Source organism: Bradyrhizobium sp. BRP23 (genome assembly GCF_020194135.1).
GTDB lineage: Bacteria > Pseudomonadota > Alphaproteobacteria > Rhizobiales > Xanthobacteraceae > Bradyrhizobium > Bradyrhizobium yuanmingense.
In genome coordinates, this window is the sequence record NZ_JADYVW010000016.1 from 40,403 (window position 1) to 53,601 (window position 13,199).

General features: G+C 63.7%; 12 protein-coding genes. 10 read left to right on the plus strand and 2 right to left on the minus strand.

What is annotated here, in order from left to right:
* Positions 1-73: 73 nt before the first annotated feature.
* From lptB to I6F24_RS31310, 7 genes are all read left to right on the plus strand, one after another.
* Positions 74-1,087, plus strand: a complete 1,014-nt coding sequence (gene lptB / locus I6F24_RS31280; RefSeq protein WP_036024403.1) for an LPS export ABC transporter ATP-binding protein — start codon at positions 74-76, stop codon at positions 1,085-1,087.
* A gap of 90 nt (positions 1,088-1,177) precedes the next feature.
* Positions 1,178-2,800 (plus strand): RNA polymerase factor sigma-54, encoded by a 1,623-nt coding sequence (gene rpoN, locus I6F24_RS31285; RefSeq protein ID WP_036024405.1) that lies wholly within the window; start codon positions 1,178-1,180, stop codon positions 2,798-2,800.
* Positions 2,801-2,881: 81 nt separating this feature from the next.
* A complete protein-coding gene (gene raiA / locus I6F24_RS31290; protein ID WP_036009184.1) occupies positions 2,882-3,487 on the plus strand; it encodes a ribosome-associated translation inhibitor RaiA in 606 nt (201 codons plus the stop codon).
* Between the two features lie 220 nt (positions 3,488-3,707).
* A complete protein-coding gene (gene ptsN / locus I6F24_RS31295) occupies positions 3,708-4,169 on the plus strand; it encodes a PTS IIA-like nitrogen regulatory protein PtsN (protein WP_008141251.1) in 462 nt (153 codons plus the stop codon).
* A 347-nt stretch (positions 4,170-4,516) separates the two neighbouring features.
* Positions 4,517-5,800, plus strand: coding sequence for an O-antigen ligase family protein (locus I6F24_RS31300; protein ID WP_225151960.1), 1,284 nt, complete (start codon positions 4,517-4,519; stop codon positions 5,798-5,800).
* A gap of 13 nt (positions 5,801-5,813) precedes the next feature.
* The gene (locus I6F24_RS31305) at positions 5,814-6,833 is read left to right on the plus strand and encodes a cellulase family glycosylhydrolase (RefSeq protein WP_225135196.1); all 1,020 of its coding nucleotides are present in this window, start codon (positions 5,814-5,816) and stop codon (positions 6,831-6,833) included.
* A 230-nt stretch (positions 6,834-7,063) separates the two neighbouring features.
* Complete coding sequence (locus tag I6F24_RS31310; protein WP_036009176.1) at positions 7,064-7,903, plus strand: outer membrane beta-barrel protein; 840 nt, start codon at positions 7,064-7,066, stop codon at positions 7,901-7,903.
* A gap of 36 nt (positions 7,904-7,939) precedes the next feature.
* Here the strand turns inward: I6F24_RS31310 and I6F24_RS31315 are convergent, their stop codons facing one another.
* Positions 7,940-8,566, minus strand: coding sequence for a GNAT family N-acetyltransferase (locus I6F24_RS31315; RefSeq protein ID WP_036009173.1), 627 nt, complete (start codon positions 8,564-8,566; stop codon positions 7,940-7,942).
* 97 nt (positions 8,567-8,663) lie between these two features.
* Positions 8,664-9,299, minus strand: coding sequence for a TetR/AcrR family transcriptional regulator (locus tag I6F24_RS31320; RefSeq protein WP_050991851.1), 636 nt, complete (start codon positions 9,297-9,299; stop codon positions 8,664-8,666).
* A 316-nt stretch (positions 9,300-9,615) separates the two neighbouring features.
* Here I6F24_RS31320 and I6F24_RS31325 point away from each other — a divergent pair, with 316 nt between their 5' ends.
* From I6F24_RS31325 to I6F24_RS31335, 3 genes are read left to right on the plus strand one after another with little or no spacing between them, the layout of a single operon-like run.
* Positions 9,616-10,419, plus strand: coding sequence for an SDR family oxidoreductase (locus I6F24_RS31325; RefSeq protein ID WP_225151962.1), 804 nt, complete (start codon positions 9,616-9,618; stop codon positions 10,417-10,419).
* A gap of 38 nt (positions 10,420-10,457) precedes the next feature.
* Entirely contained in the window at positions 10,458-11,588 is a 1,131-nt protein-coding gene (locus tag I6F24_RS31330) for a DUF5938 domain-containing protein (RefSeq protein WP_225151964.1), read from the plus strand.
* A gap of 57 nt (positions 11,589-11,645) precedes the next feature.
* Positions 11,646-13,184: an AMP-binding protein gene (locus I6F24_RS31335; RefSeq protein WP_225151966.1), complete on the plus strand. Its 1,539-nt coding sequence runs from the start codon at positions 11,646-11,648 to the stop codon at positions 13,182-13,184.
* Positions 13,185-13,199: the final 15 nt, after the last annotated feature.

Here is a 13,199-nt window from a genome sequence, read left to right on the forward strand (position 1 = left end):
GCCAATCGCTCAGGCTGGCGCGACAGATCGCGCGGATTTCGCGCAAGACGACGCCAAAGGCTAGAAGGCGGGGATGGTCGATCTCTTCAGCATGTTCCGTCGGCGCCCCGCCAAGCGCGGCCGGCCAGGATTTGCGCGTCAGGACATCACTGCGCTCGGGGACAGCGTCGGCGGCCTCGTGCCCAGTCCCGTCAGGGACACGCCGATTGCCCGCGACCAGCCCCGCGGGCCCGACCAGTTCCAAGGTGACTACACGGGCGACTACGAGGCCGACTATCAGGCCGAGCCGCGTCCGCAGGCGGTTCATCCCGTCCGAACGGCCGCCAGGTCCAACGGTGCCGGCGCGCCGCAGCTGTTGAAGCGGCCCGGCTTCCTGGCTGTGCATAGTGTGGAAAAGGCCTTTGGCAGCCGCCAGGTGGTGCGCGGCGTCAGCATCTATGTGCGCCGCGGCGAGGCCGTCGGCCTGCTCGGCCCGAACGGCGCCGGCAAGACCACCGTGTTCTACATGATTACCGGCCTGATCAAGGCCGATCGCGGCGCGATCGAGCTCGACGGCCACGACGTCACCAAGCTGCCGATGTATCAGCGCGCGCGGCTCGGCATCGGCTATCTGCCGCAGGAAGCCTCGATCTTCCGCGGCCTCACCGTCGAGCAGAACATCCGCGCCGTGCTCGAAGTGGTCGAGCCCTCGCGCAAGAAGCGCGAGCAGCAGCTCGACTCGCTGCTCGACGAGTTCAACATCACGCGGCTACGGAAATCACCGTCGATCGCGCTGTCCGGCGGCGAGCGTCGCCGCGTCGAAATCGCGCGCGCGCTGGCGACGCGGCCGAACTACATGCTGCTCGACGAGCCCTTCGCCGGCATCGACCCGATCGCGGTCGGCGACATCCAGGACCTCGTCCGCCATCTCACCAATCGCGGCATCGGCGTGCTGATTACCGACCACAATGTCCGCGAGACGCTCGGCCTGACCGACCGTGCCTATATCGTCTATGCCGGGGAAATCTTGACCGAGGGAACCCCGGATGAGATCGTTGCCGATCCGGACGTGCGCCGCCTTTACCTTGGCGAGGAATTCCGCCTCTAGCCCTTTTTTCCAATTCGTCAAGCCGTGTACATCGGGCTGAGACTAGGATAAGCAAAAATCGGACCAACTTTTGGGATCGGTTCTTGCTTCATGGCGCTTACGCAGAGATTAGAGTTCCGGCAATCGCAGTCGCTGGTCATGACGCCGCAGCTGATGCAGGCGATCAAGCTGCTGCAATTGTCCAATCTCGATCTCACGACCTTCGTGGAAGAGGAGCTCGAGCGAAACCCGCTGCTGGAACGGGCCAGTGACGACGCGCCCGCGGGCGAAGCTCCGGCCGAGGCGGCCAATTACGGCGATTCCGACGGCCAGAACGACGGTCCGGGCGAGGACGGCTTCGGCGGCAGCGCGGAAGGCTTCGAGCCGGGCCAGGAAGAATGGATGAGCAAGGATCTCGGCACCCGCGCCGAGATCGAGCAGACCCTGGACACCGGCCTCGACAATGTCTTCTCCGAGGAGCCGGCCGAGGCGGCCGCGCGCAACGCTCAGGATGCCGCGCCGACCACCTATACCGAATGGGGCGGCGGCGCCTCCGGTGACGAAGACTACAATCTCGAAGCTTTTGTCGCGGCCGAGACGACGTTGTCAGGCCATCTCGCCGAGCAGCTCTCGGTTGCCTTCACCGCGCCCGCGCAACGCATGATCGGCCAGTACCTGATCGACCTCGTCGACGAGGCCGGCTATCTGCCGCCCGATCTCGGCCAAGCCGCCGAGCGTCTCGGCGCGTCGCAAGCCGAGGTCGAAAGCGTCCTCGCCGTGCTGCAAAAATTCGATCCGCCCGGGGTCTGCGCGCGTTCCTTAAGCGAATGCCTGGCGATCCAGCTGCGCGAGCTCGACCGCTACGACCCCGCGATGCAGGCGCTGGTCGAGCATCTCGATCTGCTCGCCAAGCGCGACATCGCGGCTCTTCGCAAGATCTGCGGCGTCGACGACGAGGACATCGCCGACATGATCGGCGAGATCCGCCGCCTCAATCCCAAGCCCGGCATGAAGTTCGGCTCGGCGCGCCTGCAGACCATGGTGCCCGACGTCTATGTCCGCCCGGGTCCCGACGGCGGCTGGCATGTCGAGCTCAACAGCGACACCTTGCCGCGCGTGCTGGTCAACCAGACCTATTATTCCGAGCTGTCGAAGAAGATCGGCAAGGACGGCGACAAGTCCTATTTCACGGATGCGTTGCAGAACGCGACCTGGCTCGTGCGCGCGCTCGACCAGCGCGCCCGCACCATCCTGAAAGTGGCGACCGAGATCGTGCGCCAGCAGGACGGGTTCTTCACCCACGGTGTCGCCCATTTGCGCCCGCTCAATCTGAAGGCCGTCGCCGACGCCATCCAGATGCACGAATCCACGGTGTCGCGTGTCACCGCCAACAAATACATGGCGACCAACCGCGGCACGTTCGAGCTGAAATATTTCTTCACGGCCTCGATCGCCTCGGCCGACGGGGGCGAAGCGCATTCGGCGGAAGCGGTGCGTCACCACATCAAGCAGCTGATCGATTCGGAGGAGCCCTCCGCGATCCTGTCGGACGACACCATCGTGGAACGCTTGCGCGCCTCGGGCATTGATATTGCCCGCCGCACGGTCGCGAAGTACCGCGAAGCCATGCGCATACCTTCCTCGGTGCAACGCCGCCGCGACAAGCAGAGCGCTCTTGGTAACGTCCTCTCTACCGCCTTGTCCGATCGCTCCCGCAATCCCGAACCGGCCTGATTGCGCTGGCGCCAAATCGCGCTACTCTCGATGCCCCATCGAGACCGATCCAAGCTGGGCACCAACCAAGCGAGGCATCACATGACTCTCAGAATCTCGGGAAAGAGCATCAGCGTCGGCGAGGCGCTGCGCGGCCGCGTTGCCGACCGCACCGACGAGGTGCTGCGCAAATATTTCGACGGCAATTATTCCGGCCACATCACGCTGAGCAAGGACGGCTTCGGCTTTCGCACCGATTGCGCCCTGCATCTCGATTCGGGAATCACGCTGGAAGCCGATTCGAACGCACCGGATGCCTATGCCAGTGCCGACCAGGCGCTGGTGATGATCGAGAAGCGGCTGCGGCGCTACAAGAACCGGCTCAAGGACCGCTCCGCGCGCAAGGCCCATGCCGCCTCCGAGGCGATGGCTGCGCTCGACGCCACCAGCTATGTGCTGGAAGCGCCCGGAGAGGGCGAAGAGGAAGTCGCCGGCTACAGCCCCGTCATCATCGCCGAGCAAACCACGTCGCTGAAGCGGCTCTCGGTCAGCGAAGCCGTCATGGAACTCGACCTCAGCGGGGCACCCTGCCTGGTATTCCAGCATGGCTCGTCCGGCCGGGTGAACATCATTTACCGCAGGGCGGACGGCAATGTGGGTTGGATCGACCCGCCGGGAGCCAAGGTGGACGGCCAGGGCGGTGGCTAGGCCCGCCAGCCGGCGCCCGTACCATCCCCGGCCCTTAACAATGACGGGGGCAAAGCCGCACGCGGGAGTTGGCACCGGGATTGCGTTGGAGTAGAAGCCCCCCACATCTGGATCGGGGCTAAGTCCGCCTCCTGCTTCATGTTATTGACGCCGGCCGAGCTTGGTCTATCAAGCTGGCCAAATCGGAACCTGACGGTTTAATTCACCTCGGAAAGCTTCCATGCCGATTACCGATCTGGTCGCACCCGAGGCGATTCTCCCGGCATTGAAAGTCAACAGCAAGAAGCAGGCGCTGCAGGAGCTGGCGGCCAAGGCCGCCGAGCTGACCGGGCAGAACGAGCGCTCGGTGTTCGAGGTGCTGCTGCAGCGGGAGAAGCTCGGCACCACCGCGGTCGGCTATGGCGTCGCCATTCCGCACGGCAAGCTGCCCAAGCTGGAGAAGATCTTCGGCCTGTTCGCGCGGCTCGATCGTCCGATCGACTTCGAGGCGATGGACGGCCAGCCGGTCGATCTCGTCTTCCTGCTGCTGGCCCCCGAAGGCGCCGGCGCCGATCACCTCAAGGCGCTCGCCCGCATCGCCCGCCTGCTGCGCGACCAGGACATCGCCAAGAAGCTCCGCGCCTCGCGCGATGCGCAGGCGATCTATTCGGTGCTCGCGCTGCCGCCGGCAACGGCGGCGTAACCTTCCGTCTTTCCCGCCCGGCAAGGGCCCGATCGTCCCTCGCACCTGATTGTGAGGGCAGCGTCCCGTCATGCCACCTTGATCTCAAAGGTAGAAGGTAGGACAATCTTCCCGCTTGAGACGCACGGCACATTGGGCGGCGCCAACATCCGCTGAGAGCCGTTCGAAGCCGTGGACTGAGCGGACGTGACTGGGAATGGAATGACGCCGTTGCGCCTCGCGGCCGCGGCGGGAGAACGGCGCTGGGAATCAGGCCTCGACCGGCCGATGCCCACGGCAGGCGCGCGTGCGAAGGCGCCCGTGGTGCGCGGTGAGGCAAGATTTGCCGCGCGTCAGGCGGTCAGCTCATGACCAGCCTGCACGATTCCGAGGAGGACGACAGCGCGATCTGGCAAGCGCCCGGCGTCGGCGTGGAAAAGCTCGCCAGAATCGTGATGCGTGGCTCGATCACCGTCAATGTGATCGCGTCGATGGGTGTCTTCAACCCCGCGCTGCTTCCCGCAGAATGGAGCTTCGTGCAACAGGCCGTTGCGCTCCTGATGTGGGTCATCCTGATCTATGCCAGTGCCTTCGTGCGACCCTGCCTGCGCGTGCAGCCCAATCCCGATTTCATCGCGCTGGTCGCATTCTATGCTCTCGCCGCTGTCTCCGTGCTCTGGACCGGCCTCGCCACCGCGGCGATCATGAAGAGCGCGGCCCTCGTGATGACGACTTTCGGTGCGTACTGCCTGATCACGCGGATCGACATTGACGAGATCGTCGGAGCGACGGCGCTGGGGCTCTTCATCTTGGTCGCCGCCTCGGCCCTGTGTGCGGTTTTCGTGCCCGAGATCGGCGTCGATCAGAGCTGGATGCACAACGGCCAGTGGCAGGGAATCTACGAATCGAAGCAGACTCTCGGCTTCATCAGCGCCTATCTGATGTTCTTTGCCTGCTATCAGAAGATGACGGGCCAGGGCTGGACAGTTTTTCTGCTTACGTTTCTCCTGGCATCGACATGCGTCATCGCCTCGGAATCGCGTGGTGCCGGTGCCGTTGCAATTGCCGCCGGTGCACTGCTCATGACCTCCCTATGGTCGATCCGCTGCATGAGGATTTACGCGGTGCTGCCGGTCGTCATGTGCATCCTGGCTGCGCTCCTGATCCTGTATTTCTACGTCACGGGCTACGATTCCATCCATCTCGGCGAATCGACCATCAATCTGACTGAGCGAACCTTCATCTGGCAGTACGCCATCGGCCATTTCGACGATGCGCCGCTGCTGGGCTTCGGCATCAACGGGTTCTGGACGCGCCCTGCGATTTACGACTATTTCAACCAGAACCACGGCTGGGTGCTGGACAATTATCATAGCGGCTATATCGCGGTGGCAATGGAAACCGGATTCCTGGGATACGTGCTGTTCGTGGCGAGCGTCTATCTGTTCTCGGAAAAGGTCCTGTACCTGATCGACACGCGGTCGATCGATCGTCGCCACTGCGCTCTCATCATCGGATTCGTCGTCCTCAGCTTTCAATCGAATTTCACGGAGACGATGTTCCTTCGCTCGACCATGTTCACCTCGGTGCTGCTCGTCGCATTCTTCTTCGCAGTGTGCCGGCCGGTGCCGCAGCAGGGCCTGCAGCAATGATGGGGCAGGCGGGATGAATGCCATCTGCGTCCGCTGGGCTGTAACTTTCGGTCTCGCAATGACGCTATCCGTGCTTGCAATCTGCTCCCCGGCAGAAGCAGCCGGACAGGCCGCGTCCGCGCCCCCAAAACTGGGGCGCGGCATCAACATCCTCGGCTATGACGGCATTTGGGAGGGAGGCCGGAACGCGCCATTTCGTCTGGACAACCTCACCACGATCAGGCGCGCCGGGTTCTCGCACGTCCGGATCAATTTCTTCGGCTTCAAGTTCATGGACCCGGAGAATGCGCTGGATGAGATCGTCTTGAGGCGGCTCGATGCGGTGATCGAGGAGGTGCTTGCCCGAAATCTCATCCCCATCCTGGATGAGCACGATACCCATATCTGTCAGCGCGACGTCTCCGAGTGCGCCGGGAAGCTGAAAGCGTTCTGGACGCAAATCGCCGCGCGCTATGCCGGAAAATATCCGAGGCTCGTCTTCGAGGTGCTCAATGAGCCGGGCGGGCAGATGACGTCCGCCGCCTGGAACGCCCTTCTGAACGAATGTCTCGGCATCATCCGCTCCACCAACCCCCGGCGGCCGGTGATCGCCGCGGTTCTCAACGTCGACGAGCTTCCCGTCGAGGACCTGGTCCTGCCGTCAGATGACCGAAACATCATCGTCACGTTCCACTATTACGCGCCGATCCGTTTCACCCATCAGGGCGCACCGTGGTCGCCGACGTTCTCGCAAATAGGCCCGCTTGATTGGGGCACGCCGGAGGACGAACGGAAGGCGCGCGCCGATTTCGACAAGATCCGGTCCTGGTCCGAACGGGAGAAGCGTCCGATCTATCTCGGTGAGTTCGGCGTATACGAGGCCGCGCCAGCCGAAGCACGGACGAGATATCTGTCGTTCGTGGCGCGAAGCGCGGAGCGGCTCGGCTGGGCCTGGGCCTATTGGCAATTCGATCATGATTTCGCAGCCTTCGACAGCGCGCGTCAAAGCTGGAAGCCGGAGATCATGCGGGCGCTGATTCCGGCGGGGCGGTGAGGCAGGGGCGTGACCTGAACTCGGCCGCGCCGGTGCGAAGCCATCCGACGATCGGATAGTTCAGCCTGGAGCGCCGTCATCAGGCTTAAGGCGCCGTGTTGCGGCGCGTTGTGATCAAACAGTATCGAAGTACCAAATGTATCGGAGTGTTGCTCCTCGAATACAGCGCGCGGAGGCCGGCCGATGTACCTTACCGGAGATTTCTATCGCTGATTGCTTCGGGGTGACGAATGAAACGACTGCTGCTGGCGACGTCGGCTCTGATTGTCGCAGGCTCCGCTCAAGGTGCCGATCTGGGAGCTCGTCCCTACACGAAAGCGCCGGTTGCGGCGGCCGTGCCTTTCAGTTGGACCGGCTGCTATGTCGGGGGTCATGTCGGCGGCGGTGCGAGCCGAACGGGCTTCACGGATCCCGGCATCGGAACGGGGGCGGTCATCTCGCCTGCAATGACTATAGGCAGTGTGCCTGGTGATCGCATTGGGGTGAACGGAGACGTCGGAATTGTAGGAGGCGTTCAGGTAGGTTGCGACTACCAATTTGCCAGCAATTGGGTGCTCGGGATTGCCGGCGATTTCACGGCCACCGATCTTCACGGCACCGCCAACGATCCCTTCTTCGCCGGAAAGACCGGCGCGCCCGCCACTCTATCGAGCCGCACCGACTGGGTCGCCAGCGTCACGGGTCGGGTCGGCTACACATGGGATCGCTTGCTCGTTTATGGCAAGGGCGGCGTCGGGTTTGCGCATGACCGATACAATCTGAACAATTTCTCGTCGATTGGCGGCTTCTTTTGTCCCGGTGTGGGATTCCTCGTTTTTGAGCCCTGCAATTCAAGCGCCAGCACCGATCGTGTCGGCTGGGTGGCAGGTGCCGGTGTCGAGTGGGCCTTCGCCCCGAACTGGTCGGCCTTGGTCGAGTACACTCACTACGGCTTCGACAGCAAGCGCGTGGGATTCGCCAATCCAGCCGCCGCCACCACCGCGTTGATCGATATTCGTCAGGACATCGATATCGTGAAGGTAGGTATCAACTATCGGTTCGGCGGGTCACCCGTCGTCGCGAAGTACTGATTGATCGCTTAAGCAGACAAAGGGAGCGGCCGGGGCTCAACCTCGCGCCGCTTCCATGCGATTCACGATCCGCTGCCCGATCGGGCTCTTCAACCAGGCCTGGAAACCGGGCCGGTCCCAGATCATCCGACGCAATACCAGAAGCGATCCATCCGTATGCGATCGCACCGGTTTTTCGGGTTCGGGCTCGAGCGTCCATCCGAGCTTGGACAGATATTGAATGGTCGTCTGATTGCGCTCCAGCACGAACGCGCGGATGCGGCTCAGCTTGAGATCGTCGAACACGAACCTGAGCAGCGGAATGAAGGTGTTCACCGTCGCTCCGGCATTGCGGTGCTCCTTTTCTCCGATCACGGCGCTGACGAGCGCCTCGCTCGCCGCCGCGTTGATGTCGAGGCGGATGAAGCCGACATGGATGCGGCTGCCACGCTCGAATATCCCGAGCAGGAGCCGTTCGCGCTGATCGAAGGATTTGATGTAGTCGGCGATCTCCGCCTTGGTCATCGCGCGCGGTGACGTGTTGAGGACATGCACCGTCCAGGGATCGGACAACCAGTCCGCCCAGCGCTGCGAGGCGTCATCGCGCTTGATGGTGCGCAGAAAATAGCGCCCGGCCGGAAACCACAATTGCTGCTTGGGCAGACGTTCGACTTTCGGCGGCATGCCGCATCTAAGCAGTTTCGAGACGGACGATCAATTTGGATGGCGCTAACGTGCAGGTCTCGTGCGGCGACGCCTTCGTGGGCGCCGCTTCCGCGCTTCAGCAGACCGTCGGCAGCAGGCGCCGGACTTCGTCGAGCAGTTCGGGGACCGCCCTCTTGTCACCCGCGAGGTGCTTGAGCAGCGCACTCTGGAACAGACCGTCGAACAGCGCGTAGAGCGCGCCTGGCGACGACGCCGGCCGCTTGCCGCCGAGCTCGGCATAGCGCGAGGCAATGCGCCAGATCATCGCTTCCAGGCTCTTGTCGATCTCGAGGACATCCTTGCGAAACGCCGCCTCGAACATCGCCTGCGAGCGCAAATCGTACCAAAGCCGGTGCATGCGGGCTTCGTTCTGCAGCGTTGCTGCGAGCTTGGCGAGGAAGCCCTCCGTCAATTCGTCGCGGCTCGTCGCTGTCGCGACGACCTCGTCATAGCGCGTCACGCACTTGGCCTTGTAGTGGCGAACGCAGCAGCAGATCAGGTCGAGCTTGTCGCTGAAATAATAGTGGAACACGCCGTGCGTGAACGCCGAGTTCTGCGCGATCTCCCGCAGGCTGGTCCGGGCGAAGCCGAGCTCTCCAAGCGTTTCGAGCGCGGCCTCGGCAAGCTCGATGCGTCGCGCGTTGAACTTGTCGTCCCGCACGATCTCCGCCACGGCCTCTCGCTTCGCCGCTCCTGTCGCTTGCCGCGCCATCCTCGCGCTGTCTCCCGTCTCTTGGTCACCACGATCACGTCGTCGGTCATCGTCTACAGACCATCCTCTTTGACAACTGTCAAATTTTTTCCTTGACAACTGTCAAGTTCCGGGAGGAGTGTGCGCGCCAAGAAATTTGGACAGTCGTCAAGACATCAGCAAATGGAGGAAATGCACCCGCCGGCGCCGCGCCGCCGGAACGGACTCGCATGCCGTTGCGCAACCGCGCCGGCACCGTGCTGCCAACCCAGCACGCACCGATCATCAGCGAACAGATCAGTCCAACAGATCAGTCCAAGCAAAGGGAGGACGTGCGATGAGTGAGAAGAGTCTTGATGGCCGCAAAGCCCTGGTCACCGGCGGAGCCCGCGGGATAGGAGCGGCTATTGCAGAAGCACTGGCGCGCTCCGGTGCGGCGGTCATGATCGGCGACATTCTCGATGACGCCGGCAAGGATAGCGCCGGCAAGATCGCCAGGCTCGGAGTGAAGACCGGCTTCGTGCATCTCGATGTCGCCGACGATGCGCAGTGGGAGAAAGCGACTGCTGCGACGGTCGCCACCCTCGGCGGCTACGACATCCTCATCAACAATGCCGGCATCGAGATCACGTCGCTGGTCAGCGAGATCAGGGCCGAGGATGCGCGGCGGATGTGCGACGTCAACATCGTCGGCACCGTGCTCGGCATGAAGCACGCCTTCCGCGCGATGCGGCCGGGCGGAGCGGCGGGCAAAGGTGGCGCGATCGTCAATATCGCGTCTGTCGCGGCGACGATCGCCTTCCCGAGCATCGCGGTCTATTCCGGCACGAAATCTGCGGTCGATCGCATGACGCGGGTCGCGGCGATGGAGGCCGGCAAGCTCGGTTATGGCGTCCGCGTCAACTGCATCTATCCTGGCTTGATCCCGACCGACATGGGCCTGCAGCTCGCCAACGACATCGTCAAGATCGGTCTCGCGCCCGACGTCAACGCCGCGGTCGGCTCGGTGGTGGAGCAGACGCCTCTCGGCAAGCTCGCGGAGGTCGGCGACATCGCCAATGCTGCGGTGTTCCTGTGCTCGAACGAAGCCCGCTTCATCACCGGCATCGGACTGCCGGTCGATGGCGGCATGGGAATGTGAGCTGCAAACCCGACAACGAACATTTCGGAGGAACGAGAATGAGCGCGAAGAAGCCCGTCATCGTCTATGGCGCGTCCGGCTACACCGGCCGCCTGGTCTGCGAATACTTACGCGAGTACAACATCCCCTTCATCGCCGCGGGGCGCAGCGCGGAGAAGCTCAACGCCGCAATGAAAGCGAACGTGGCCGGTATCGAGACCGCCGACTACGAGGTGGTGGAAGTGCCGCACACCGTGAGCGCACTGACGGAGCTGTTCAACGGCGCCTCGGTGGTGCTCAACACCGTGGGCCCCTTCGCCAGGTTCGGTGCCGAGGTGGTGCAGGCTTGCTGGGCGTCCCGATGCCACTACACCGACACGACAGGCGAGCAGGACTGGCTGATCACGCTCGAGCAGGAATGGGGCACCAAGTTCGCCAATGCCGGCCTGCTGCTCGCGCCGGGCATCGCGCAGATGTACACCACCGGCGAGATCGCCGCGCAGCTGTGCCTGGAGACGCCCGGCCTCGACACGCTCGACATCGCCGTGTTCTGGGGCGGCAGCCCGACCATCGCCTCGACGCAGACCATCCTGGTCAACGCCGCGATGGCCAAGGCCTACTATCTGGAGCAGAACAAGTATGTCGAGCATCAGGCGGATGCCGGCCTCTACAACCTCGCCATCCCCGGCCAGCATGAGCTCGCCCTGGCGCTGCCCTGGGGCGGCACCTCGCACCCGGTGTGGTTCAAGCGCGATCCGCGCGTGGCCAACGTGAAGGTGCTGGGCGGCGTGTTCAACCGCGCGCTGATGCTGGGCGTGCCGCAGATCGTCGCCGCCGCGCTGGACGCGACCAAGAACATGAACCCCGACGACCGCTACACTGCTTTGGCGCAGACCGCCGCCGGCGTGATGAACACCATGCCGCCGCGCGAGAACCCGCGCGTCAACAAGTCGCTGGATTCGGTGCATGCCTCTGGCCCGCTCGGGCGCGCGCACTGCGTCATCAACGGCAACAGCAATTACAAGCAGACCGGCTTGTTGCAGTCCTATGCCGCGGCGCATCTGCTGCAGCAGCCGCCCAAGCGCGTGGGTTTCGCCTCCGGTTGCCAGGCGTTCGGTCATCACGAGCTGCTCGGCCAGCTGCGCAGCTTCGGGCTGGTCAGCAGACCGATCCTCACCGTGCACGACTGAGCAAGATCACGGGTGGCGCGGCCGCGCGCCACCCGCCAGCTGCTTCCGGGATTGATCATGCGCTTCATCGATTACCTCGACAAAGGTGCCTCGCTCGGCCCCGATGCGCCGTGCCTGACCATGGACGGGCGCGATCTCAGCTACCGCGAGGTGCAGTTGCTGAGCTATCGCGTCGCGCGCGGGCTCGCGCGATCGGGTATTGCTGCCGGCGAGAAGGTCGCAATCCTTTCCGGCAACGATCCGGCCGCGTTTGCATGCGTGTTCGGGATTTCCCGCGCGGGCTCGGTTTGGTGCCCGATCAATCCGCGCAACGAGGCGGCCGAGAACCGGCTCATCCTCGACCAATTCGACTGCAGCCTGCTGCTGTTTCACTCGAGCTTCGCGCCGATGGTCGAGGCGGTGCGTGCAGAGCTGCCGAAGCTGCGTGTCCTCGTCTGCCTCGATGCCGAGTTGCCCTTCGCGCCCTCGTTCGACGGCTGGCTCGCGGGCCTGTCCGCCGACCAATATCAACGCGAGACGGTCGACGATCTCGCGATGCTTCCCGGCACCGGCGGCACCACCGGAAAGCCGAAGGGAGTCATGCTGTCGGGTCGCAACATCGAGGCCATGACGGCACTGACGCTGATGGGCTATCCCTTCAAGGGTCGTCCGGTCTATCTCGCGCTCGCGCCGTTGACCCATGCGGCCGGTGTGCTGTGTTTCCCGATCATGGCGCTCGGCGGCCGCATCGTGATCATGCATCACCTCGACATCGCCGAATTCCTCGAATTGATCGAGCGCTACCATGTCACGCACACCTTCCTGCCGCCGACATTGATCTACATGCTGCTCGATCATCCCAAGCTCGACTCGGCGAAGCTCGGGTCTCTGCAATGCTTCTGGTACGGCGCGGCACCGATCTCGGCCGCACGGCTTGCGGAGGCGCTCCGGCGCATCGGGCCCATGGCGCAGTTGTTCGGTCAGACTGAAGCGCCGATGATGATCTCGATGATGGCACCGGATGAGCATTACAATGCCGATGGCACGATCGCGATGGAGCGCCTCGCCTCGGCGGGGCGGATCAGCCCGTTGGTGCAGGCCGGCATCATGGATGGCGACGGCAATTTGCTGCCGACCGGCTCACGCGGCGAGATCGTGGTTCGCGGCTCGCTGGTGATGGAAGGCTACTACAAAAATCCCGAAGCCACGGCGGAGGCCTCCGCGCATGGCTGGCACCACACCGGCGACATCGGCTACATCGACGACGATGGCTACCTCTACATCGTCGATCGCGCCAAGGACATGATCATCACCGGCGGGTTCAACGTCTATTCGATCGAGGTCGAGAACGCGCTGCGGGCGCATGAGGCGGTACAGGATTGCGCCGTGATCGGCCTCGCGGACGAGAAATGGGGTGAGCGTATCGTCGCCGTGGTGCAGCCCCGTGCCGGCCAGAGCGTCGATGCGACGGCGCTGGCGGCCTTCGTCAAGCAGCGGATCGGCAGCGTCAAGACACCGAAGCAGATCGAAGTCTGGGACGATCTGCCGCGCTCCAAGGTCGGCAAGGTGCTGAAGCCGGATATCCGCGCGCGGCTGGCAGATCGCTCAGGCGGTTAGTTAGAGCGAAATGGC

Bases quoted from the DNA above. Each gene is read 5' to 3' on its own strand.
- lptB (WP_036024403.1), top strand. From the start codon at position 74: ATGGTCGATCTCTTCAGCATGTTCCGTCGGCGCCCCGCCAAGCGCGGC.
- rpoN (WP_036024405.1), top strand. From the start codon at position 1,178: ATGGCGCTTACGCAGAGATTAGAGTTCCGGCAATCGCAGTCGCTGGTC.
- raiA (WP_036009184.1), top strand. From the start codon at position 2,882: ATGACTCTCAGAATCTCGGGAAAGAGCATCAGCGTCGGCGAGGCGCTG.
- ptsN (WP_008141251.1), top strand. From the start codon at position 3,708: ATGCCGATTACCGATCTGGTCGCACCCGAGGCGATTCTCCCGGCATTG.
- I6F24_RS31300 (WP_225151960.1), top strand. From the start codon at position 4,517: ATGACCAGCCTGCACGATTCCGAGGAGGACGACAGCGCGATCTGGCAA.
- I6F24_RS31305 (WP_225135196.1), top strand. From the start codon at position 5,814: ATGAATGCCATCTGCGTCCGCTGGGCTGTAACTTTCGGTCTCGCAATG.
- I6F24_RS31310 (WP_036009176.1), top strand. From the start codon at position 7,064: ATGAAACGACTGCTGCTGGCGACGTCGGCTCTGATTGTCGCAGGCTCC.
- I6F24_RS31315 (WP_036009173.1), bottom strand. From the start codon at position 8,566: ATGCCGCCGAAAGTCGAACGTCTGCCCAAGCAGCAATTGTGGTTTCCG.
- I6F24_RS31320 (WP_050991851.1), bottom strand. From the start codon at position 9,299: ATGGCGCGGCAAGCGACAGGAGCGGCGAAGCGAGAGGCCGTGGCGGAG.
- I6F24_RS31325 (WP_225151962.1), top strand. From the start codon at position 9,616: ATGAGTGAGAAGAGTCTTGATGGCCGCAAAGCCCTGGTCACCGGCGGA.
- I6F24_RS31330 (WP_225151964.1), top strand. From the start codon at position 10,458: ATGAGCGCGAAGAAGCCCGTCATCGTCTATGGCGCGTCCGGCTACACC.
- I6F24_RS31335 (WP_225151966.1), top strand. From the start codon at position 11,646: ATGCGCTTCATCGATTACCTCGACAAAGGTGCCTCGCTCGGCCCCGAT.